General features: G+C 71.9%; 20 protein-coding genes. 11 read left to right on the top strand and 9 right to left on the bottom strand.

The genetic code is table 11. From position 1 onward, the window contains the following. Positions 1 to 63: 63 nt before the first annotated feature. On the top strand, positions 64 to 1,650 hold the full coding sequence (gene mdlC / locus ACWDN5_RS21895) for a benzoylformate decarboxylase (protein WP_449677612.1): 1,587 nt from the start codon (positions 64 to 66) through the stop codon (positions 1,648 to 1,650). Positions 1,651 to 1,695: 45 nt separating this feature from the next. Here the strand turns inward: mdlC and ACWDN5_RS21900 are convergent, their stop codons facing one another. The 4 genes from ACWDN5_RS21900 to ACWDN5_RS21915 are packed head-to-tail and all read right to left on the bottom strand — an operon-like array spanning position 1,696 to position 5,196. Beyond that, on the bottom strand, positions 1,696 to 2,559 hold the full coding sequence (locus ACWDN5_RS21900) for an ABC transporter ATP-binding protein (RefSeq protein ID WP_449677580.1): 864 nt from the start codon (positions 2,557 to 2,559) through the stop codon (positions 1,696 to 1,698). Between the two features lie 21 nt (positions 2,560 to 2,580). Next, complete coding sequence (locus ACWDN5_RS21905) at positions 2,581 to 3,414, bottom strand: ABC transporter permease (protein WP_310968738.1); 834 nt, start codon at positions 3,412 to 3,414, stop codon at positions 2,581 to 2,583. Next, on the bottom strand, positions 3,411 to 4,181 hold the full coding sequence (locus ACWDN5_RS21910) for an ABC transporter permease (RefSeq protein WP_310968737.1): 771 nt from the start codon (positions 4,179 to 4,181) through the stop codon (positions 3,411 to 3,413). The genes ACWDN5_RS21905 and ACWDN5_RS21910 overlap by 4 nt, the downstream gene beginning before the upstream one ends. A gap of 10 nt (positions 4,182 to 4,191) precedes the next feature. After that, positions 4,192 to 5,196 carry an ABC transporter substrate-binding protein gene (locus tag ACWDN5_RS21915; RefSeq protein ID WP_310968736.1) on the bottom strand — a complete coding sequence of 335 codons (1,005 nt, stop codon included), beginning with the start codon at positions 5,194 to 5,196 and terminating at the stop codon, positions 4,192 to 4,194. Between the two features lie 724 nt (positions 5,197 to 5,920). On the opposite strand from ACWDN5_RS21915, the gene ACWDN5_RS21920 reads away from it, so the two are divergent. The 6 genes from ACWDN5_RS21920 (at position 5,921) to ACWDN5_RS21945 (ending at position 13,130) form a co-directional block, all read left to right on the top strand. Further along, the gene (locus ACWDN5_RS21920; RefSeq protein WP_449677581.1) at positions 5,921 to 9,064 is read left to right on the top strand and encodes a sensor histidine kinase; all 3,144 of its coding nucleotides are present in this window, start codon (positions 5,921 to 5,923) and stop codon (positions 9,062 to 9,064) included. A gap of 20 nt (positions 9,065 to 9,084) precedes the next feature. Further along, complete coding sequence (locus ACWDN5_RS21925; RefSeq protein WP_310969662.1) at positions 9,085 to 9,543, top strand: roadblock/LC7 domain-containing protein; 459 nt, start codon at positions 9,085 to 9,087, stop codon at positions 9,541 to 9,543. Between the two features lie 25 nt (positions 9,544 to 9,568). Continuing rightward, positions 9,569 to 10,348: a DUF742 domain-containing protein gene (locus ACWDN5_RS21930; protein ID WP_310968734.1), complete on the top strand. Its 780-nt coding sequence runs from the start codon at positions 9,569 to 9,571 to the stop codon at positions 10,346 to 10,348. Beyond that, the gene (locus tag ACWDN5_RS21935; RefSeq protein WP_043776338.1) at positions 10,329 to 10,937 is read left to right on the top strand and encodes a GTP-binding protein; all 609 of its coding nucleotides are present in this window, start codon (positions 10,329 to 10,331) and stop codon (positions 10,935 to 10,937) included. Before ACWDN5_RS21930 ends, ACWDN5_RS21935 begins: the two co-directional genes overlap by 20 nt. A gap of 366 nt (positions 10,938 to 11,303) precedes the next feature. After that, positions 11,304 to 11,720 (top strand): roadblock/LC7 domain-containing protein, encoded by a 417-nt coding sequence (locus ACWDN5_RS21940; RefSeq protein ID WP_043776340.1) that lies wholly within the window; start codon positions 11,304 to 11,306, stop codon positions 11,718 to 11,720. A 6-nt stretch (positions 11,721 to 11,726) separates the two neighbouring features. Further along, complete coding sequence (locus ACWDN5_RS21945) at positions 11,727 to 13,130, top strand: DUF742 domain-containing protein (RefSeq protein WP_449677582.1); 1,404 nt, start codon at positions 11,727 to 11,729, stop codon at positions 13,128 to 13,130. On the opposite strand, the gene ACWDN5_RS21950 is transcribed toward ACWDN5_RS21945, so the two are convergent. After that, complete coding sequence (locus tag ACWDN5_RS21950) at positions 13,127 to 13,687, bottom strand: hypothetical protein (RefSeq protein WP_449677583.1); 561 nt, start codon at positions 13,685 to 13,687, stop codon at positions 13,127 to 13,129. The genes ACWDN5_RS21945 and ACWDN5_RS21950 overlap by 4 nt on opposite strands. Positions 13,688 to 13,743: 56 nt before the next feature. Next, positions 13,744 to 15,981 (bottom strand): helicase-associated domain-containing protein, encoded by a 2,238-nt coding sequence (locus ACWDN5_RS21955; protein WP_449677584.1) that lies wholly within the window; start codon positions 15,979 to 15,981, stop codon positions 13,744 to 13,746. Between the two features lie 89 nt (positions 15,982 to 16,070). On the opposite strand from ACWDN5_RS21955, the gene ACWDN5_RS21960 reads away from it, so the two are divergent. Beyond that, positions 16,071 to 16,250, top strand: a complete 180-nt coding sequence (locus tag ACWDN5_RS21960; protein ID WP_176174556.1) for a hypothetical protein — start codon at positions 16,071 to 16,073, stop codon at positions 16,248 to 16,250. 105 nt (positions 16,251 to 16,355) lie between these two features. Then, on the top strand, positions 16,356 to 17,744 hold the full coding sequence (locus ACWDN5_RS21965; protein WP_310968730.1) for an NAD-dependent malic enzyme: 1,389 nt from the start codon (positions 16,356 to 16,358) through the stop codon (positions 17,742 to 17,744). 663 nt (positions 17,745 to 18,407) lie between these two features. On the opposite strand, the gene ACWDN5_RS21970 is transcribed toward ACWDN5_RS21965, so the two are convergent. Then, positions 18,408 to 18,818, bottom strand: a complete 411-nt coding sequence (locus tag ACWDN5_RS21970; protein ID WP_449677585.1) for a PIN domain-containing protein — start codon at positions 18,816 to 18,818, stop codon at positions 18,408 to 18,410. Next, a complete protein-coding gene (locus ACWDN5_RS21975) occupies positions 18,806 to 19,072 on the bottom strand; it encodes a type II toxin-antitoxin system Phd/YefM family antitoxin (RefSeq protein ID WP_310968728.1) in 267 nt (88 codons plus the stop codon). The genes ACWDN5_RS21970 and ACWDN5_RS21975 overlap by 13 nt, the downstream gene beginning before the upstream one ends. 80 nt (positions 19,073 to 19,152) lie before the next feature. On the opposite strand from ACWDN5_RS21975, the gene moaC reads away from it, so the two are divergent. Both moaC and ACWDN5_RS21985 read left to right on the top strand, forming a co-directional pair. Continuing rightward, the gene (gene moaC, locus ACWDN5_RS21980; RefSeq protein WP_310968727.1) at positions 19,153 to 19,623 is read left to right on the top strand and encodes a cyclic pyranopterin monophosphate synthase MoaC; all 471 of its coding nucleotides are present in this window, start codon (positions 19,153 to 19,155) and stop codon (positions 19,621 to 19,623) included. After that, positions 19,620 to 20,540, top strand: coding sequence for a molybdenum cofactor biosynthesis protein MoaE (locus ACWDN5_RS21985; RefSeq protein ID WP_449677586.1), 921 nt, complete (start codon positions 19,620 to 19,622; stop codon positions 20,538 to 20,540). Before moaC ends, ACWDN5_RS21985 begins: the two co-directional genes overlap by 4 nt. A 393-nt stretch (positions 20,541 to 20,933) precedes the next feature. On the opposite strand, the gene ACWDN5_RS21990 is transcribed toward ACWDN5_RS21985, so the two are convergent. Then, positions 20,934 to 21,569: a transglycosylase family protein gene (locus ACWDN5_RS21990; protein WP_449677587.1), complete on the bottom strand. Its 636-nt coding sequence runs from the start codon at positions 21,567 to 21,569 to the stop codon at positions 20,934 to 20,936. Positions 21,570 to 22,524: the final 955 nt, after the last annotated feature.

Below are 22,524 nucleotides of genomic sequence, written 5' to 3' on the forward strand. Positions count from 1 at the left end.
AAGCGCTGCGGGACGCGCTCGCCGACATGGCCGCCGCGGGCGACGACCCGGAACCTGGGCGGCATGATCAAGCGCACGGTGCTGGACGCCACCCGTGAACTCCTCCGCGAACTGGGCCTCACCACGGTGTTCGGCAACCCCGGCACCACCGAGGTGCCCTTCCTCACCGACTGGCCCGACGACTTCGACTACGTCCTGGGCCTGCAGGAATCCGCCGTCGTGGCGATGGCCGACGCCTACGCGCAGGCCACCCGCCAGGCGGTGCTGGTCAACCTGCACTCCGCGGGCGGGGTCGGGCACGGCCTCGGCAGCCTCTTCAACGCCTACCGCAACCGGACGCCGATGATCGTCGTCGCCGGGCAGCAGATCCGGTCGCTCATCCCGCACGAGCCCTTCCTCGGGGCCCTGGAAGCGCCCGAATTCCCGAAGCCGTACGTGAAGTGGTCGATCGAGCCCGCCTCTGCCGAGGACGTCCCGGCCGCGCTCGCGCGGGCCTACCACGTGGCCACGCAGGCGCCGTCCGGCCCGGTTTTCGTGTCCGTTCCCGCCGACGACTGGTCCGTCGCCACCGAACGGCCGATCGTCTCGCGGCCCCGGATCCGCGGCTACGCCCCCGATCCCGAAGCCGTCGACGAGCTCCACACCGCGCTGGAAGCCGCCGAACGGCCGGCCATCGTCGTCGGGGGAGCCGTCGACCAGGACGGTGCCGTCGTCGAAGCCGTCGCGCTCGCCGAGCGGCTCAACGCCGCCGTGTGGGTCGCGCCGATGTCCTACCGCTGCTCGTTCCCCGAAGACCACCCGCTGTTCCAAGGGTTCCTCGATCCCGAACGCGGGGCCGTCGCCGACACGCTCGCGCCGTACGACCTCGTCGTCGTGCTCGGGGCGCCCGCCTTCACCTACCACGTCGACCGCGGGCGCGGGGAAGCTCCGCTGCCGCCGCTGTTCATCGTCAGCGACGACGAGCAGGTCCTCGCCCGTGCCTTCGAAGGCACCGGCATCCGCGCCACGCCGAAGCTGGGCATCCGCGCGCTGCTCAACGTCGTCGAGCGCAGCACCCGGCCCGCGCCGGCCCCGCGGCAGCGCCCGGCCAAGCCGAGCGGTGACGCGCTGACCGGCGAACTCGTCTACTCGACGCTCGCGGAACTGTTGCCGGACAACGCCCTGGTCGTCGAAGAGGCACCCAGCCACCGCGGGATCCTGCACGACCACCTGCCGATCACGGCCACCGACACCGGCTTCCTGACGATGGCCTCCGGCACGCTCGGCTACGGCGTCCCCGGCGTGGTCGGGGCGGCGCTCGCCCGCCCGGACCGCAAGGTCGTCGGCGTGATCGGCGACGGCTCGAGCATGTACGGCATCCAGGCCCTCTGGACGGCGGCCCGCGAAGAACTGCCGGTGACGTTCGTGATCCTGGACAACTCCGAGTACGCGGCGGTCCGCATCCTGGGCGACGCCATCGGCGGCGCGAAGCTGCCGGGCACCGAACTGGGCGGCATCGGCTTCGCGGCCTTGGCGGAGAGCATGGGCTGCCACGGCGTGACGATCACCGAGCCGTCAGAGCTGGCCCCGGGCCTCACGGCGGCACTGGCCGACCAGCGCCCGACGCTGGTCCACGTCCGGGTGGCGGCGTCGTCGAAGTCGCTGTACTGAACCGTTGGTGGTCCACAGTGGACATCCACTGTGGACCACCGGTGGTCAGCTGCGGGTCTTGCTCTCCCGGACGTCGTCGGACGCCCGCTCGGCCAGTTCCCACTCCGCGGCGTCGGACGCGGCCGTGGCGGCCTCTTCCGGCGAACCGCCGTGCAGCAGCCGGGCCACTTCGCCGCGCAGGGTCACGAACTCCGCCGACTCGCGCGTGGTGATCTGGTCCCGCGCGGCGGGCAGGCCCACCGGCAGGTCCGCCACGATCGACGCCGGTGACTTCGACAGCACCAGGACGCGGTCGGACAGGTACACGCTCTCGTCGATGTCGTGCGTGACGACCAGGACCGTGCTGCCCTGCTCCCGCTGCACGCGCCGGGTCAGGTCCTCGAGCTCGAAGCGGGTCTGGGCGTCGACCGAGGCGAACGGCTCGTCCATCAGCAGCAGGGCCGGGCGGCTGGCCAGCGCGCGGGCGATCGACACCCGCTGCTGCATGCCGCCGGACAGCTGCCACGGGTACTTGCCGCCGACGCCGGACAGGCCGACCTGCTCGAGCGCCTCGGCCGCCCGCGCACGTCGTTCGGCCTTCGAGATCGGCCGCCACCGCAACGGGAACTCGACGTTCTTCTGCACCGAAAGCCAGGGGAACAGCGAGCGGCTGTAGTCCTGGAACACGACGGCCAGGTCGTCCGGCACGCCGGAGACGCGGTCGCCGTGCAGGCTGACCGTGCCGGCGGTCGGCCGGGTCAGCCCGGCGATGCAGCGCAGCAGCGTCGACTTCCCGCAGCCCGACGGGCCGACGATGCTGGCCAGCTGCCCGGCCTCGACGGTGAACGAAAGGTTGTTCACCGCGGTGTGCGCCTTCGCGCCGGCGCCGTAGGTGTGGCTGAGGCCGGACACTTCGAGCATGGTGGACATGGGGAGAGGCCTTTCGAAGCGTCAGTCGCGGCCGAGGCGGGCCGGCTGCCAGGCCAGCACCCGCCGCTCCGCGGCCAGGAAGATCGTGTTGAAGACGTAGCCGAGGATGCCCAGCAGCACCAGCCACGACCACATGGTCGGGAATTCGAAGTCCTGCTGGGCGTTCAGCAGCGACCGCCCGATGCCGTTGTACGCCCCGACGAGCTCGGAGACGACCATCAGCAGCAGCGAGATCGACAGGCTGACCCGCAGCCCGGCGAAGATCTTCGGCGCCGCCGCCGGCAGCACGACCATGCCGAGCCAGTACGCCTTGGGCGTCCGGAACGACCGCGCGGTCTCCTCCTTCACCTGGTCGACCGAGCGCGCCCCGTCGACCGCGTTGAGCAGCACCGGCCACACCACGCCGAAGACGATCGACCCGATCTGCATGCCCGAGCTCAGCCCGAACAGCACCGCGAACACCGGGATCAGCGTCGGCGGCGGGATCGAGCGGAAGAACGCGAAGAGCGGGCCGACGTAGTCCATCGCCGTCGCCGACCGGCCGAGCAGCACGCCGAGGACGATGCCGACGACCGCGGCCGCTCCCCAGCCGCCGAGCGTGCGGCCGAGGCTGGGGAAGACGTTGTCGAACACCGCGTCGGTGAGGAACAGGTGGGACGCGGGCCCGGTGAACCACAGCTTCGCCGCCGTGGCCGCGATCTCCGTGGGCGGCGGGAAGTACTTGCTGCCGCCGGCCCGGGCGGCGAACTCCCACACGACCACCAGGATCGCGAACAGCAGCCAGTTGCGCAGGACCGCGGTGGCGCCGCGCGCCGCGCGCCGGCCCACCCGGCCCGAGAGGGTCGCCGCCGTCACGCGATCGCCTCCCGGTCCACCGTGCTCCACCGGAACAGCCGCTTGCCGAGCTGTTCGAGCCCCTCGTTGATCAGGTAGCCCAGTGTCCCGGCGACCACCGTGCCCGCCAGGACCAGGTCGAACCGGACCGAACCGGTGCTGGCGACGATGATGAAGCTGCCGAGCCCGAGCTGGGAACCGGCCAGGAACTCGACGCTGACCACGGCGATCAGCGCGATGGTCGCCGACAGCCGGACTCCGGTGAAGACGAACGGCGCGGTCTGCGGCAGCGCGACCGACGACAGGATGCGGAACCGGCTGGTCCCGCACGCCCGGGCGGTCTCCATCAGCACCGGGTCGATCTCGCCCATGCCGTAGATCGTGTTGAACATGATCGGCCACAGCGAGGCGTAGGCGGCGAGGGTGATCTTCGCGTCGGGGCCGGAGCCGATCACCAGCAGCACCAGGGGAACCAGCGCGGTGACCGGGATCGGCCGCAGGAACTCCACGATCGCGGCGGTGGCCGTGCGCAACGCCGGGATGCTGCCCAGCAGGAGCCCGGCGGGTACGCCGATCGCGATCGCGACGACGATGGCGATCACCCAGGCCAGCATCGTGGCGATGATGTCCCGGATGAACTCGGGGTCGCCCAGCAGGTTCCCGACGGTGCCCAGCACGACGCTGGGCGGCGGGGTGAACGTTTTATCGACCAGGCCGACCTGGACGACGACCTCCCAGAGCAGGAGGAAGCCGGCCAGGCCGACCAGGCCGCGGAGCAGTTTTTTCACGGTGAGCGCGTCAGCTGGTCGCCTGCGGGGCGATCATCGGCGCGGCGTCGACCTTGCTGGTGATGACGCCCATCTGCAGCAGCAGGTCGGGCACCCGCTGCAGGCGCCGGGCGTCCAGGACGGAGCCGTAGCCGGGCAGGGTGAGCAGCTTGGCCGTGTCCTCGTCGATCTTCGCGTACTTGACGAGCAGCGGCTCGACCTTCGAGCGGTCGTTGATCGCGTCGCTGGTGGCCTTCTTCATCGCCCGCTGGAAGGCCGCGAGGGTCTTCGGGTTGCCCTGCACCCACTTCGTCGTCGAGCCGTAGCCGGTCAGCGGGAAGTCCTGGCTGGCGCCGGTGTTGATGTCGATGACCGGCGTCGCGCCGACGGTCTTGGCCGCCTGCGTGAGCATCGGTTCCGGCATGTAGGCCGCGTCGACCTGGTTGTCCTTCAGCGCCGCCGCCATGTTCGGCAGCGGGACCAGCACCCAGTTGACGCCGTTGAAGTCGACGCCGTGGTCCTTCATGACGGACTTGGTGAGGATGTCGGACGCGGTGTTCTTGGCCGTGATCGCGATCCGCTTGTCCTTCAGGTCGTTGACCGTCTTGACCGGCGAGTTCGGCACCGTGACGATGGCGTTGCTCTTCGCGTTCACCGACGTGCCGTCGGCGACCAGCTGGATGTCCTCGCCCTTGCTCTTGGCGACGAAGAACGGGGTGTACGTCGAGAGGGCGATGTCGACCTCGCCGGAGATCGCTTTCTGCATCGACTCCTGGCCGCTCTTGGCGACGACCTGCTCGACCTCGAGGCCCTCGGCCTTGAAGTAGCCGCCGTCGAGCGCCAGCCAGAAGGGGCCGAGGTCCGTGGTCGGCATGATCGAGACCTTGATCTTCGACTTCTCCAGGCTGCCCCCGTTCGACGAGGCGTTCGAGCCGTCCGCGCCGAGCGCACTGCAGCCCGTGAGGGCTGTGGCTGCTGCGACGGTGAGGGCGAGCCCGAGCGCGGCGCGGCGAGTGCGAACCCGGCCACTGCTCATGGCGTTTCCAAGCAAGGCCTGCTCCTTGAAGAAAAGTGACGGTTGAGGAACCGATTCCGATGGAAGTGCGTGACTCATTCTCGGAACCACCCGGGCCACTGTAGAGAACGTGACAGCTTGCTCACAATGGGTGGAATCACTACCTAACCGAGTGGCGCACGTCACTCTTTCGGCCTCTGGTCTAGACCCACTGCTCCACTCGCCGTAGCCGTTCACCCAGCGTAGGGTGAGGTTCTTGAATCGGCGACGTCCGCTGTGCGTCGACTGAGCGAACGCTGTGCAAGATTGAGCGGGTCCTGTCGGGAGGGTTACATCTTCCCCTGCCGTTCGCTACCCTCTGCACCTGCGGGGAGGTATCAACCTCCGATGTAGTGAGAGAGAGTGCCTGGATGGCCGATCAAGAAGTTCCACTTCGGTGTACCAGCACACACTGTGCTTTTCCTGAGAGAATCTTCCCCGCGAAGACCACTGCCTGGCCGGGCACAACCGCCGCGCCGGTGGGTTAGGCCGACCAACAGACCGATGCAGGACCAGCGCAGGGACCCGACCGTGATGCTCGAGCTGAACCGATTCCGTCCGCACGGACGGGGTTCAGGAACCCCCAGTGGCGACACTGAAGACGATCTTTTCACCCGTACGGGTAGCGTCTGGCGCTGGGCTCCTTCCGATGGGCCGGAGCGCCGGAAGGCCGGGAGCGTGCAGACGAGTGGCTGAGGAGAACGCGATGCGCCCTGGCGGGCGCTGGACCGACCAGGGTTTCCCGAGCACGAACGATGATGGTGGAGCGGCGGTGCCGAACGAAGACGCCGCGGGGGTGGGAGGGGCCCCCGCGCAGTCGCCCGGAGCGGATCCGGGCCGGAAGGCCGGGCTGTTCTCCGGCATGCGCGACTGGCGGCTGCGGTCCAAGCTGGCCGCGGTCCTGATCATCCCGACACTCACGGCGCTCGCACTGGGCGCGGTACGCGTGATCGACGACGCCCGCGAGGCGGCCGAGTTCCAGCGCACCGCCGACCAGGTCGCGTTCGCCGTCAAGGTCACCACAGTGGTGCACGAGCTGCAGAACGAGCGGTCGCTGGCGGTCGCCCGGATCTCCTCGCAGAACCAGCTGCTGCAGACCGGGCTCGACGCGCAGATCGCCAAGGTCGACCGCGAGGTCCAGGACCTGCGCGCCGCGAAGCAGAACCTCGACTACGACGACCAGGCGACCAACGACCGCTACACCCGCGGTCTCCAGCGCCTGGACGCCCTGCGTCCGCTGCGGGCGGCGTTCAACACCCAGAACAGCCTGCCCGACATCACGGTGCTGACCGCCTACTCGGGCGTCATCGACTCGCTCATCGAGCTCGGCCGCGAGGTCACCACCGCGGTCACCGACCGGGACGTGCTGCGCCTCGGCACGAGCACGCAGGCGATCAGCGAGGCCAAGGAGTTCACCACCCGCTCCGACGCCGAACTGCAGATCGCGGCGTTCCGCGGCAACTTCCCCGGCGACCTGCTGGACCAGACGCGCGCGTCGGCGTCCAGTGCCGACGCCTCGGTCGCGGCCTTCCTCGCGAACGCCGACGACGACCAGCGCCAGCTCTACAACGACACCTACTCCGGCCCGGAGGTCGACGACCGCCGGCGGATCCAGACCTCGGCGTTCTCCTTCGCCCAGCTGGGTGACCCGCCGAACATCGACACCACCGCGCTCGGCAAGGACAGCACCGTGTCGGCCGACAAGCTGCACGCGGTCGAGTCGAACCTGCTGGCCCAGCTAAAGACCCGCGCCGACGACCTCGCCACGCAGGCGGTCAACTCGGCGTGGATCGGCGGTGCCGTGGTGCTCGCCGCGCTGGCGCTCGCGGTCGTGCTGATGCTCATCGTCGCCCGCCTGATGCTGCGCCCGCTGCGGGTGCTGCGGAAGAGCGCGCTGGACGTCGCCTACACCCGGCTGCCGGAAACCGTGCAGGCGATCCTGGACGACCCGGACCCGGTCGGCGCCTCCAAGAAGGCCGTCCAGCCGGTGCCCGTCACCTCCCGCGACGAGATCGGCGAGGTCGCGCGGTCGTTCGACATCGTCCACGAACAAGCCGTCAAGATGGCCGCCGAGCAGGCCCTCCTGCGCGAGAACGTCAACGGCATCTTCGTGAACCTGTCCCGCCGGTCGCAGCGGCTGGTGGAACGCCAGCTCGGTGTCATCGACCGGCTGGAAGCCGACGAGCAGGACCCGGACCACTTGGCCAGCCTGTTCGAGCTCGACCACCTCGCGACGCGGCTGCGGCGCAACGGTGAGTCCCTGCTGGTGCTCTCCGGCGCCGGCCTGGCGAAGTCGGTGCCCAAGCCGGTGCCCGCCGCCGACGTCATCGGCGCCGCGGTGTCCGAGATCGAGCAGTACGCCCGGATCGAGGTCGGCATCGTGCCCGACGTCGCGGTCCAGGGCCTCGCGATCCACGACCTCGTGCACGTCCTCGCGGAGCTGCTCGACAACGCAACCTACTTCTCCGAGCCGGAAACGAAGGTCATCGTGCGGGCCGTGGTGACCCGCCGCAAGGCGCTCGCCATCCAGGTCACCGACCACGGTGTCGGCATGAGCGAGGAGCGGCTGGCCGAGGTCAACGCGCGCCTGGCCGACCCGCCGGACCTGGACGTGTCGGTGACCCGGCGAATGGGTCTGTACGTGGTTTCGCGGCTGGCCAAGCGCCACGGCATCGAGGTCCGGCTGCGCGAGAACGAGGACATCGAAGGCGGCGTGATCGCCCGGGTCGTCGTCCCGGCCGAGCTGCTCACCCAGCTCCGCCCGGGCATGCAGCGGCAGACGCCGCCGCCGGCGAACCGCTCCGAGACGTCCATGTCGATGCCGAGCATCCCGATCCCGGCGGCGCGCTCGGACTTCGACCAGACGCAGTCGTTCGCGCAGACGCCGCCGGCACCCTCGGCACCGCCGCCCCCACCGCCGCCGCCGGTGCACGAGCCCATGGCGAACCAGGGCGGCCTGGTGCCGCTCGACCAGCCGATCAGCCTGGACGACCTGGTCAGCGGCGGCCGCGCGGCGGGCCCGTTCCTCTCGCCGGAACTGCCCAAGCCCGAGACGCCGGCCTGGCCGACCGCCGAGGACCTGGCGCCGCTGACGCCGTCGTCGAACGGCGACGGGGCCAGCTCGCGGGCCGCCGACACGCAGTTCGCGCCGCTGGTGCTGCCCAAGCGCGAGCCGAAGTACGTGCCGCCGGAGGAGCCGCCACCGGCACCGCCGCCCGCGGCCGAGGTCGGTTCGTCGGCGCTCGAGGACGATGTACCCACCCGGCGGTTGCCCATCTACCAGTCGGTGCTGTCACGCTGGTTCAGTGAGGGTGACGACTCGGCCGCCGACCCGGTGCCGCCGCAGGGCAGTGAGGGCGAAGACCCCAACCTGCCGCCGCTCACCGGTAGTGGCGAGCCGCCCGCGGCACCCGTGCCGGCCGAGCCGTCCCGCGACGAGCTCCAGCCGACCGCGGCGACCCGGCACCCGCTGCTCCCCGCCGACGACGGCTGGCACAGTGCCTCCGACGACGGCTGGCAGGCGGCGCAGTCGCTGCTGGAGTCCAAGAACGAGGAGATCACCCCGGCCGGGCTGCCCAAGCGCGTCCCGAACGCCTACCTGGTGCCGGGGTCGATCAGCAGTCCTTCGGTCGACGCGCCGCCCCAGAACAGCTTCGCGGACAACACGGCGGGCATGCCCGGAACGGGTGCGATCACCCGCTCGGCGTCCGCGGCGCGGAGCCGGATGGCAAGCTTCCAACGGGGCTACACCTCGGGACGGCACGCCTTGAAGGAACTCCCGGCCGAAGAGCAGCTGCAGGACAGCAGGGTTCCGGGGCGTGGCAACACCACAGACAGCAGTGAGGAGTGAAAGTGACACGGGCGGGTGCAATGCAGCCGGGTGGCTCCGTGCCGAACGGCCAGGCGCATGCCAAGGCGAACAATGCCGGCAGCTTCGCTTGGCTGATCACGGATTTCGTGCACCGGGTGCCCGGCGCGGCCCACGCGGTCGTGGTTTCGGCCGACGGCCTGCTCCTGGCGGCCTCGCGAGGCCTGCCGAAGGACCGGGCGGACCAGCTGGCGGCCGTGGCTTCGGGGCTCACCAGCCTCGCGCGCGGCGCGGCCAAGGTGTTCGAGGGCGGCACGGTGGCGCAGACCGTGGTCGAGATGGCCAACGGTTTCCTCTTCCTCATGTCGGTTTCCGACGGTTCGTGCCTGGCGGTTCTGGGGTCGCCGGAGAGTGACATCGGCCTGGTCGTCTACGAGATGACCTTGCTGGTGGAGCGGGTCGGCCAGCAGCTGACTCCGGAGATGCGGGCCCAACTGCAGGGTGCGGCCGTCCGCCGCTGAGGACCTGGGAACCGAGGAGAGAGCCGTGGACGACGGGCGCTTGAGGGGTGATGGCCGGCTCGGTGACGACTTCTCCGGCGGGTGGTCCGACCAATCGGACGAAAGCCGCGAGGATTGGCAGTCGTTCCGGGATCGCGTCGACCGCGAGTGGCGCGCGCGGCGGGTGCAGGCCTCCGACAGCGACCCCGTGCGGGAGCCGCCGAACTGGCTGACCGACAGCAATGCCGGGCAGGAACCGCTGCGGCCGATCGCCGGCGGCACCGAGTACCGCGACCGCCTCCTCGGCGGTCCGGGCGCGGAGCTGTTCGGTGGTTCGAGCGGGCCGCTGTACGACGCGCACGAGTTCGCCGCGTACAGCGCCGAACGGGACTTCTCGTCGGGACCGGACTCCAGTGAGTTCGCCGCGGCCCTGCCGCAGCAGGCCCACCAGGAGTACGTGGACACGCCGCCGGCGACGGAGATGGAGACGTCCGGCCTGGTCCGGCCGTACTTCCGGACCCGGGGCCGGACGAAGGCGACGCTCGACCTGGCCATCGAGGCGTTGATCTCGACCAGCGAACAGGGCCGGATGCTCGACCGGGTCCGGGTGCCCGAGCACCGGTCGATCTGCGACCTGTGCCTCGACACCAGGTCGGTGGCCGAGGTGGCGGCGCTGCTGCGCCTGCCCCTCGGCGTGGTGCGGGTGTTGATTGGTGACGTGGCGGGCCTCGGGCTGGTGCTGGTGCACTCCAGCAGCCCGACCGTGGGCGACCGCCCGAGTATCGAGTTCATGGAAAGGGTGCTCAGTGGGCTTCGGAGAATTTGACTCCGACGCGAACGCGCCGCAGGTGACGGGTCCGACCTCGTCGGCCAAGATCGTGGTCGCCGGCGGGTTCGGTTCGGGGAAGACAACGTTGGTCGGGGCGATCTCCGAGATCGACCCGCTGACCACCGAGGCCATGATGACCGAGGCCAGCGTCGGGCACGACGACACCTCGGCCACGCCCAACAAGACCACCACCACCGTGGCGATGGACTTCGGGCGCATCTCGCTGGACTCGGACCTGGTGCTGTACGTGTTCGGCACCCCGGGTCAGCACCGGTTCTGGTTCATGTGGGACGACCTCGCGGTCGGCGCCATCGGCGCGGTCGTGCTGGTCGACACGCGGCGGCTGGCCGACGCGTTCCCGTCGATCGACTTCTTCGAGAACCGGAAGCTGCCCTACGTCGTGGCCATCAACTGCTTCGACCGGCTGCTGCACCACCAGATCGAGGACGTCCGGCACGCGCTGACCATCGCGCCGTCGGTCCCGATCATGGCGTGCGACGCGCGCGAGCGCGAGTCCGCGAAGCAGGTGCTGATCTCGGTCGTCCAGCACGCGATCGCGCACGATTCGGCGTTGCGCGCGGGATAGCCCATGACGCCCCGATCCGGATGCGGCCGTTGGAGTGAACTCCGCGGGCTTCACCCACTTCGGGGAGCGCCGTCACCGTCCGCAGGAGCAGCCGGCCGGTCCAGGCCCCGGCCTTCCGGCCGCGCTGGGTCTGACCTGCGTCGATGCCGCACGGGTGCGAGCCGTGGGGTGTCCCCCGGACGGGGGAGGCGGGGCGGGCTGCCGCCGAACTCGGCCGGGTGCACACGTAGGGTGCGCAGCGGCCGGCCGGTGGCGGACTCGACACCACCGGCGGTGCGAATACGCTTTACCGTGGCGTCGCCGACCGGCCGTGCCGGGCGCTCCGGGGTGCGGCGGGCGACGCCGCACGAGCAAGGAGGAGCAGGAGTGACGGCTTCCGGCCAGGGTTCGTTCGGCTGGCTCATCACGGACTTCGTCCGCCGGGTACCCGGTGCCGCGCACGCCGTTCTGGTGTCCGCGGACGGGTTGCTGCTGGCGCCGTCGGAAGGGCTGCCCCAGGAACGCGCCGAACAGCTGTCGGCGGTGGCGTCCGGGCTGATCAGCCTGACCGCGGGGGCCGCGCGCTGCTTCGAAGCGGGCGGCGTCAACCAGACCGTGGTGGAGATGGAGCGCGGCTACTTGTTCCTGATGTCCGTTTCGGACGGTTCGTCGCTGGCCGTGCTGGCCGCGCCGACGTGCGACATCGGCACGGTCGCGTACGAGATGACTCTGCTCGTGGAGCGGGTCGGCCAGCAGATCACCCCCGAGCTGCGCGCCCAGCTGCAGGGTGGCGTGCGTGGGTAGGGCGAGATGAGGATTTCGGGATTCGACGATCCGGACTCCAGCGGCTGGGACGCACTGCACCGCGGCACCGAGCGCGAGGGTTTCGATTCGCCCAGCAAGTTCGACATGTCGACGCTGTCGATGATCATGCCGAAGCGCAAGCCGTCGCGCCCACAGCCGGACGCGGAGGGTTACACGGACGAGGACACCCGCGAGTGGGGCTCCTCGGCCGACGACGAGGAAGAGTACGTCGCCCCCGAACCTGTCGAAGACGAGCCCACGGCGCGGCGGGCCAGGCGTTCGCGCTCGTACGCGGGTGAGGACGACCGCCGCGACCCCACGGGCTACCACGGCAAGCGCTCTCCGGAGGCCGGCGAGGACTACGCCCGCCCGGAGCCTGGCGGCTTCCCGAGCCGGCGCTCGCCGGAGGTCGGCGAGGACTACGCCCGCCCGGAGTCCGGCGGGTTCCCGACCCGGCGCGCTCCGGAGTCCGGCGGCTTCCCGACCCGGCGCTCGCCGGACTACACCGGCGATGAGCACGACCGCCGGGACCCCGGTGGCCTCCCGGGCCGGCGCGCGCCCGACTTCTCCGGCGACGAGCCCGCCCGCCCGGCGTTCGGGGGCTACCAGAATCGCCGCGCGCCGGAGTCCGGCGACGAGCCGCCCCTTCCGGACCCCTTCGGCTACCAGGGCACCCACTCGCCCGTCGTGGCCGATGACGGCTACGACCCCGTCGAGCCCGAGTGGCAGGACGACGAGCGGTTCGAACCGGAACCCCCGCCGCTGGAGCCCGCGTGGACTCCGCCGCGCGGCGCCCGCCCGCCCGCTCCGCCGAGCCACCAGCGGTCGGGCCCGCGGCCGCCCGCACCCCGCCCGCCCGCGCCGCGGCCACCGGCCCCGGTCTCGCGGCCGCACCCGGTGGCCCCGCCGGTGTCGCGGCAGGCGGCACCCCCGCCCGCGTGGGCCCCGCCGCCCGCCGACTGGACGCCGCCGCCGGACCCGGAGACCCGCTGGATCCCGAACCCGGAACCGTGGGAGGACCCGGCCTGGAACGAGCCGGCCCGGGTGGTGAGCCCGGTGCCCGTCGCGTCCCCCGGATCGCGGGTCCGCCCGTACACCCGCACCGGCGGCCGCACCCGGTCCGACCACAACCTGGCGCTGGAGGCCCTCGTCTCGACGTCCGATGACGGGCGCCGCTACCGCGGGGTCCGCTCGGTCGAGCACCGCCGGATCTGCGACTTGTGCCTGGACACCCGGTCCGTCGCCGAGATCGCCGCGCACCTGCGGCTGCCCCTCGGCGTGGTGAAGGTACTGGTCGGCGACATGGCCGACATCGGCCTGGTGCTGATCCACCAGACCGAGCTGATCCTCGGCGACCGGTCGTCCCGCGAGTTCATGGAACGCGTCCTGGCCGGCCTGCGCGCCCTCTAACCGCCGGCGAGGTCCAGGACCAGGGTGTTGCCCGGACCCGGGATGACGGCGTTGATCATCGGCGTTGCCGAGCCGCAGGTCTCGAAGGCCCCGATCGCGTAGGTCGCTTCGAGACGCCCGCCCGTGCCGACCGCGAAGTCGTCCGACGTCAGTTCGGTCGTGAGCGGCTCGGCCGTCCGGCACTCGTCGCCGACGTCGTAGGCCACGCCGCCGACGCGGACGTCGGAGAGCGCCACCGGCCAGGTTGCCGCGCCGGAGAAGCCGCCGGAGAGTGAGCCCTCGGCGTGGCCGGGGCCGAGCGTGACGGTTCCGCTGACCCGGCCGACGCCGGGCAGCGACCGGGTCACCTCGACCGGCGGCAGCGTGATCGTCCCGGAGAAGGTGCCGGGCCCGGTGTCCAGCTCGGCGCGGCCCGGCCCGAGCTCGAGATCGACGTCCGGCTTCGCGATGTGCGTGGTCCCGCGGACGGTGTACGCCGAGTGGCCCGCCACGGCGAAGCCCGTGCCGCTCACCACCGCCGCGGCCACCAGCGCCGTGACCCGCGTTCCCTGCTTCATGATCCAGGCCTACCACCGGCCCGGACGGTCCGGCGGGGGATTCACCGGATCCGGCGTCAGTCCTCCACGAGCGCCGCGGACGTGATCCGGTGCAGCGAGTAGCGCTCGTTGTTCTCGCCTTCGAGGACCCCGCCGCCGACGCGCACCGGCCGGACCACGCGCTGGCTCGCCGTGCCCCGGGAGTCCACGAACCCGATCCACACCTCGCGGCGCTCCAGCGTCGCCCGGGACAGCAGTTCGAGCGTCGCCGACGTGTCCGCGCCGCCGCCGACCGGCGCGCGCACCGCGGAACCGCGGCGGCGGGCCGAAGCCGCGTCGCCCGCCCGGAGGTTGGACACGATCCGGGCCGCTTGGTCCTCGGTCAGCACCGCCTGCTCGCCGGGGCTGCGGCGGGCCGCCCGGGCCTTGGCCGGCAGGCGGCGGCCGCCGGGCCGGATGTCGACCACGCGGCCGTCCGGGCCTTCCGCCGCCGGGGCGAACCCGGCGCCGCGCAGCGCGGCGAGGACCTCGTGCAGCGGGTCCGGGCTGATCACGACGGTCGGCGCGATCAGCCGCAGCGCGTGTTCCGCCGCGACCGGGTGGGCCAGCACCTCGGCCAGCAGCGCCTCGTCGTCGCAGCGCAGGAAGGACGCCGCGACGCCGCCGCGCAGCCGTCCGTGCCGCCGGGCGACGTCGTCGATCAGGTAGCTCAGCCCCTGCGGTACCGGCGTCGCCGACTTCGTCTTGAACAGCGCGTGCAGCTCGTCGGCGGTGCGGCCGGTGTCCAGCGCGCGCCGCACCGACGCCTCGGTGATCCGGTAGACCGTCGCGTGCCCGGCCGATTCGACGTCGGCGGTGGCGGAGATTTCCGCCGCCAGCTCCGGTTCCAGTGGCCCGGGCGCGACGACCGTCAGGTCGGCCTGCAGCAGCACGCGGTCCACCGGCGCGGGCAGCGCGTCCAGGATCGCCTCGACCGCGCCCGGCCGGTCCTCGGCGAGCAGCGCGCGCGTCGCCGTCGTGACGCCGCCGAGCCCGACGATCCCCAGCGCGCTCGCTTCGGCCATCGTCCAGCGGACGGTCTCGTCCCGCAGCCGCCCGCCCCGGCGCGGCGCCCGCCAGGCCAGCACGGCGACCAGTTCGTCGACGCTCTTCACGCCGGCGCCCCGGGGCAGGTCGGCCAGCGCGGAGAGGATCCGCCGCCGCGCGACCGGCGCCAGCGGGCGGCGCAGGTCCTCCGACAGCGGCGCGATCGGCTTGTCCTTGGCGTCGCGGCCGCCGGCCATCCCGGGTAGCCGCGGCAGCTCCAGCCACGCCTGGGCGAGCGTCATCCACCGCTGCGCGGTCGGCGACGCGAGCCACGAGTCGGTCAGCGTCGTCGGCACCCACTCGGGGACGGACGCTTCGCTGTCGGCGACGAGCCCGGCGCCCACGGCCAGCTCGGCCACCAGGATCGCCTGCGTGTCTTCGATCTCGAGGTCCTTGGCGAGCTTCTTCAGCTCGCGCACGCCCAGGCCGCCGGACTTGAGCACCGGCGGCGGCGCGGCCGACCACGCGCGCAGCAGGGCTTCGGTGTGGCGCAGGAACTCCATCGCCTCACCGGCCGCCGCCTCGTCCAAAGTGGACGGCTGGTGCGGGTGGACCGGCAGCTCGGGCTCGGTGAGCGTGCCGGGCGCGAACGCCCCGCCGCGCACCGCCATGCCGAGTTCGCGCGGCAGCTCGACGGTCTGGTCGTCGCGCCGCAGCAGCAGGCCGCGGGCGAGCAGCTTCTGCACCGGCGTCTCGGCCTTCTCCAGCGAGAGGTCGAGGCCGGCGTCGCGGGTGCGGCCGATCGGCGGGCCGGCGGCGAGGGCGGTCAGCACGCCGCGTTCGTCGTCGGACAGCTCGGCGAGCCGCGCGCCGAGGTCCTCACCGGCCAGCGCCGGCGAAGAGGTGCCCAGCCCGGCCGGGAACGGCCCGAGCGCCTCCCGGGCCGCGGGCGGCACGCGCAGGGCGTCGTCGGGTCCCCAGGTCAGCGCCCGCGCGCGCAGGCACGCCAGCGGCGCGGCGATGTCGGCGCCGACGAGCTTGGCGACGTCTTCGACCGGCACCGGGTCGCGGTCCGCGCCGGCGAGCAGGCAGGCTTCGAGCACGGCGAGGGTGAAGGTGTCGAGGTCCTCGCAGGCGCGCGCGACCGAGCCCGGCGTGCCGGCCCGGGTGGCCAGCACCGTGCTGTCGGAGGGCGGGGGCGTGGACAGGTCGCGCCGCGTGCGGAGCAGCTCTGCGAGTGCGTCGTCGGACTCCGCACGCAGCCAGTCCGCCAAAGAGGTCGCGGGCATAGAAGACCAGGGTACCGGGCGGTTGCGCTTCGCTGCCGGGCCTCAGGCAGACTGTCTGCGTAAGACCGTCATCGGCTGTGGAGGACGTTGTGGCCAAGGGTGAGAAGAAGCACAAGGGCGTCGACCCGACCTGGCCGGGCGAGGCCGGCGAGCACCCGGTGACCGAGCTCGCGTCCGACCGCCAGGGCGCGCTGTCGCCGTTCGGCGACATCACCTTTCCCCTCGACACGGTGCCCTACGTGCACCCGGAGACCGAGATCAACCGCTGACCGCATAGTTACTGGTCAGTACCGGTATCGGCCCCTCGTGAGGGCGGTCACGGGAGTAGGTTTCCTCCCGTCCCAGCCCACCTTTCCCACCACGGGGGTAGTGCCATGCCGGTTCCCGGTCCCGGATATTCGATCACCGTCCGGGTGGAGGCCCCGGCCTCGGTCACGGCGGCCGGTGACCTGACCGCGGCCGTCGGGCGCGTCGGGGGCGTGCTGACCGCGTTCGACGTCGTGGAGTCCCACTCCGACTCGATCGTGGTCGACATCAGCGCCAACGCGCTGTCGGAGAACCACGCGAACGACATCACCCAGACGCTCGACTCGCTGCCCGGCGTCCGCGTCCGCAAGGTTTCGGACCGGACGTTCCTGATCCACCTCGGCGGCAAGATCGAGGTCACGCCGAAGGTCGCGCTCCGCAACCGTGACGACCTCTCCCGCGCCTACACCCCGGGGGTGGCCCGCGTCTGCCAGGCGATCGCCGCCAACCCCGAGGACGCCCGCCGGCTGACCATCAAGCGCAACACCGTCGCGGTGCTGACGGACGGCTCGGCGGTGCTCGGCCTCGGCAACATCGGCCCGGCCGCGGCGCTTCCGGTGATGGAGGGCAAGGCGGCGCTGTTCAAGAAGTTCGCCGACGTCGACGCGTGGCCGGTGTGCCTGGACACCCAGGACACCGAGGAGATCATCCTGATCGCCAAGGCGCTGGCCCCGGTGTACGCGGGCATCAACCTCGAGGACATCGCGGCCCCGCGCTGCTTCGAGATCGAGAAGCGCCTGCGCGAGCAGCTGGACATCCCGGTGTTCCACGACGACCAGCACGGGACGGCGATCGTGGTCGTCGCGGCGCTGCGCAACGCCTTGCGCGTGGTGGGCAAGAGCATCGAGGACTGCAAGATCGTGGTCAGCGGCGTCGGCGCGGCCGGCTCGGCGATCATCCGCCTGCTGCTGCAGAAGAACCCGGGCGACATCGTCGCGGCGGACATCGACGGCATCGTGCATCCGGCGCGCGGCAACCTCGACGACAACCTGGCCTGGATCGCGTCGCACACGAACAAGGAGCAGGTCAGCGGCACCCTGCACGAGGCACTGGTGGGCGCCGACGTGTTCATCGGCGTGTCGGCCCCCAACCTGTTCGGAGCCGAGCAGGTGGCGACGATGAAGCCGGACGCGGTGGTCTTCGCCCTGGCCAACCCGGACCCGGAGATCGACCCGCTGGAGGCCCAGAAGCACGCCGCGGTGGTGGCGACGGGCCGCAGCGACTTCCCGAACCAGATCAACAACGTCCTGGCGTTCCCGGGCGTCTTCCGCGGCTTGCTGGACGCCAACGCGCACAACATCGACGACTCGATGCTGCTGGCCGCGGCGGACGCGATCGCGGACGTGGTGGACAACGGCAAGCTGAACGCGTCGTTCATCGTGCCGAGCGTGTTCGACAGCGCGGTGGCGCCCGCGGTGGCCGAGGCGGTCCGGAAGGCTGTGCTCGCGGAGCGCTGAGCCTCGGGGTGATCCGCGCCCGCGGCGGCGGCCCGACATCGGGCGGCTGCCAACTCCGGCTGCTCGGCGGTGGCGGCTGCCCGGCATCGGGACGGCTGCTGCGTGGCTGCCCGCCGACAGACGGCTCCGGTTGCCGACGATGGGCGGCTGCCGCTGCACGGTGGTGGCTGCCTGGCATCGGGGCGGCTGCCGCTGCACGGTGGTGGCGGCTGCCTGGCGTCGGGGCGGCTGCTGCGTTGGCGGCTCCCGGCAGAAGGTTCCGGTTGCCGCCCGTTGGCGGCTGCCGCGGCACGCCGGTGGGCGGCTCCGGTTGCCGCCGGTGGGCGGCTCCGGCTGCTCGGCGGCAGGCGGCTGTCGCTGCACGGTGGTGGGCGGCTGTCGCTGCTCGGCGGCAGGCGGCGGCCGCTGCACGGTGGTGGGCGGCTGCCGGAGGTGGCGTCCCCGGCGGCGGGCTGGCCGTCGGTGGGCAGGCTGCCGCGGTCGTCACCTGGTGGTGGGCCAGCCGCCGCGGGGCCTGGGCGCGTGCGTTTCGGCGGATGCCCCACCGGGCGCGCGCCCTCCCGGCGGCCGTGCCCGCCGAGCGTTGACCGCCGCGAACCCGCACCCGCCGTCGCTGACCGGCGAACGTCCCCCGGGGACGCCGCACTCGCGGAGCGCCGAGCCTCAGCTGATCCGCTCCAACAGCCTCACCTCGACCTCCGGAAGTTCCTCGAACCGGGCCTGGCCGTCCGTGGTCACCAGCGTGCGGCCGGTGGCCCGGGCGGTCGCCGCGATGATCAGGTCGTGGGCGCCGCGAGCCTGCCCCGTGCGCTGGAGGTGGGTCAGCAGCTCGGCGTGGTGCTCGACGACGCTCGTCGTGTAGTCCACCACCGGCGTCACCGCCAAGAACTCCGCCAGGAACGCACTGTGCGCCGCCCGGCGGGCCGGGTTCGGGTCGAGCCGCAGCCCCACCTCGTATTCGGTGATCGCCAGGGCCGGTACGGCGACGTCGTCCTCGTCGCCGATCGCTCCCGCGGGCAGCCGTTGCCGTGCGGCGTCGACGAGGATGCCGGTGTCGAGGATCAGTCGCGCCACGGGTCACCGTCCAGCTCCGCCGACGCCGTCTCGCGGACCTTCGTCACGTTCTCCTCGAACTCGCCGCCGACCTCGAGCTTTCCCGCCCAGCGGTGGAACACCGCGCACACCTCGGCGCCGTTCGCGCGCGGCGCGGGCACGATCAGCGCCACCCGCCTGCCGTTGCGGGTGACGACGACCGTTTCGCCCTTCTCCGCTTCGTCGAGCACCGCGGAGAACGACCGGGAAGCTTCCGATGCCGTCAGTTCGATCACGGAATCAGATTATCAGATTCCGGGGTTCTGAACACCGCCGCCGCCGCATTGTCCCCCGATGGTGGAAGTAGCCTCGGCTCGTGAGTGAACTCAGCCACGTCGACGAGACCGGCGCCGCCCGCATGGTCGACGTCTCCGGCAAGACCGCCTCCGCGCGCACCGCGCTCGCCGCCGGCACCGTGCGGACCACCGCCGAGGTGCTGCGGCTGCTGGCCACCGACGGCCTCCCCAAGGGCGACGCCCTCGCCACCGCGCGCATCGCCGGGATCATGGGCGCCAAGCGCGTCCCCGACCTCATCCCGCTGTGCCACCAGATCGCGCTGTCCGGGGTCAAGGTCGAGTTCGTCCTCGGCGAGGCCGAGGTCGGCATCCGCGCGACGGCGAAGACCACCGACGTCACCGGCGTCGAGATGGAGGCGCTGACCGCGGTCGCCGTCGCCGGGCTGACGCTGCACGACATGATCAAGGCCGTCGACCCGGCGGCGACGCTGGACGAGGTCCGCCTGCTCCGCAAGGACGGCGGCAAGACCGGAACCTGGGAGCGGCCGTGAAGCGCAGCGCGCGCGTGATCGTGGCGTCCAACCGCGCCGCGAAGGGCGTCTACGAGGACAAGACCGGCCCGGTGATCGCCGCCTGGCTGGCCGACCGCGGGTACGACGTGCCGGCGCCGGTCGTCGTCGAGGACGGCGACCCGGTGGGCGTCGCGCTGCGGGCGGCGCTGGCCGACGGCGTCGCCGTGGTCCTCACCACCGGCGGCACCGGCATCTCGCCGACCGACCGCACCCCGGACGTCACCCGCGCGGTCCTCGACCACGAGCTGCCGGGCGTCGCGGACGCGATCCGCGCGGCGGGCCTGCCGAAGGTCCCGACGGCGGTGCTCTCGCGCGGCCTGGCGGGCGTGGCGGGCCGGACCCTGGTGGTGAACCTCCCGGGCTCCAGCGGCGGCGTCAAGGACGGCTTGGGCGTGCTGGACGGCATCCTCGAGCACGCCGTCGACCAGCTGGCGGGCGGCGACCACCCGCGCACCTCCGCTCCGGCGCCCGAGGTGCGGGTCGCGCGGGCGCTGGTGACCGAGGAGACGCTGTCGGTCGAGGAGCACGCCCGCCTGGTCGAGGACGACGCGGCGGGCGCGGTGGTGACGTTCGCGGGCGTGGTCCGCGACCACGACGGCGGCAAGGGCGTCCGAGACCTGACGTACGAGGGCCACCCGAGCGCGAGCCAGGTGATCGCCGACGTCGTCGCGGACCTGTCGGCGCGCTGGACCGGCGTCCGCGCGGTGGCCGTGAGCCACCGGCTGGGGGCGCTGACGATCGGCGACGTCGCGCTGGCCTGCGCCGTGGCGGCGGAGCACCGCGGGCAGGCGTTCTCGGCGTGTTCGGAGCTCGTCGACGAGGTCAAGGCGCGGCTGCCGGTGTGGAAGCACCAGCACTTCACCGACGGCACGGACGAGTGGGTCAACTCGCCGTGATCCGGACGCGCTGAGGGCGCCTTTGGTCCTGTCCGGTTCGCCGGGCTGAGGCCGGTTTGCGCGCCCTTGAGAGGCGCTGAGAGGGCGCTGAGCGCCTTGAAGGGTTCCCGGCCAGTCTGAAAGCGGAAAGCGCTGAGGCGGCTGTGCGGGGGCGAGCCTGTCCGCGTCGGGGCGACCCTGCGGCAGCCGGCTTGACCCAGCGAGTTGTCCGCGGCGGGGCGCCTGCGTGACAGCGGGCTTGGCCTCCGGCCCCCGGTATCCAGCTTACCGGCGGGGACCGACAGTTCCGGTGCCCCGGAAACGCGTGAAGGGCTCCCACCGCCCGGGGGATCGGCGGTGGGAGCCCTTTCAGGTCACGGCTCGAGGCCGGACTCGCGCATCACTGCGTGATCGTCACTTGGTGGCGATCTTCTGCCCGACGAGGATCAGGTCCGCGTTCGGGATGTACTTCGCGTTCAGGTCCTGCAGCTTCTGGTAGCCGCCCTGGACGTTGAACTGCTTGGCGATCTTGGACAGGGTGTCGCCCGCCACGACGGTGTAGTCACCGGCCGGGTTGGAGCTGCTCACGCCGGTCGCCGCGGGGGCAGCCGGGGCCGCCTTCTTCGGGGCGGGCGCGGAGGTGCTCTTCTTCGGGGTCACCTTCTTGGTGACCTTGCCGGTGGCCTTGGGGGCCGACGAGCCGCTGCCGCCCTTCTTGCCGCAGACCGGCCAGGCGCCGATGCCCTGACCCTGCAGGACGCGCTCGGCCACGGCGATCTGCTGCTCGCGGGAAGCGTTCGCCGCGCTGCCGGTGCCGCCGTAGGCCTTCCAGGTGCTCTGCGAGAACTGCAGGCCGCCGTAGTAGCCGTTGCCGGTGTTGGTGCTCCAGTTGCCGCTGCTCTCGCACTGCGCGATGGCGTCCCAGTTGGTCGCCGACGCGGGGGTCGCGGCGATCGCGAGGGGAGCGCCGACCGCGATGCCCGCGATGGCGACGCGAGCGACGGTGCGGGTGGCAGCGGACATCTTGCGGTGCTTGCCTCGGTAAGACATTTGGATGCTTCTCGGTTTCCCAGCGCCTACGAACCGGTGTGAGGGTCAGGATCGGGGTCCTGGCGCCGGCCATCCCAGGCCGGCAGGCGAGTCCGACGCACGGCGCGTCTTCGTCGTCCCCTCGTCCCTGTCCGGAAATGCTTTCGCTCGGGGTATGGGTCCGGGGATCCGTCGGACAGGGCTAGGCGCTACGGATTCCCGGTCTTGCTTCGGTCGGTCGGGGCCAACCGAAAAGCGACGGTACGTAACGATGGCCGTGATCGGAAATTATTCGGGGCGTGACCTACGTCACAGTAACGGCACGCAACCCCTGTCGATATGCCTGTTTGTGCAGGTCAGGCGGCCGTTATCTGCCCGTTTCCTCCCCGAGATAAAACACGGATCGTGAGGCTTGCATCACGTGTTTCGGGCAGCGAATGGGCCATTCGCGCCGCCCGGATCGCGATTGGAGCGCGCATCTTATGGGCCTGACCGGCAGGTCGCCAGACTTGACAATCCTGCCTCAGTTGCCCCAAGAGTCACAGCAGTCCCACCTGTTCGTGGGGTTTCCCGACCCGGTCGGAGCGGTGACGGCCGCCACACCCCCGAGCCGACGCCGACGCAGGGCGACGGACCAGGTGAAACAGGTCACCGGAAGGCGTGGTGACCGGTCGCGGTCAGCTTCTCGCGAACGCCCGGAATCGGTGACGCGCCACGCCGGGCGCCGGAAAGCCGGTCGCCGAGCGGTCGGCCGCCGTACCCGAGCGGTCGCCGTTTTACAGGGAAGCCGAAGTCCGCGGACCTCCGCCGGATGGACCAACCCCCGGCTCGCGTGCTTGGAGAGTCGACACGCGTGATCAGAGGGACGACACGCGTGATCAGGGGGACGACACGCCGTGGCGGCCTGCCTGCGCCGTGTCGACCCTTCAATCACGCGTGTCGGCTGCTCGATCACGCGTGCCGACCCTGCGATCAC

The sequence above is a fragment of the Amycolatopsis sp. NPDC003731 genome, assembly GCF_053586895.1.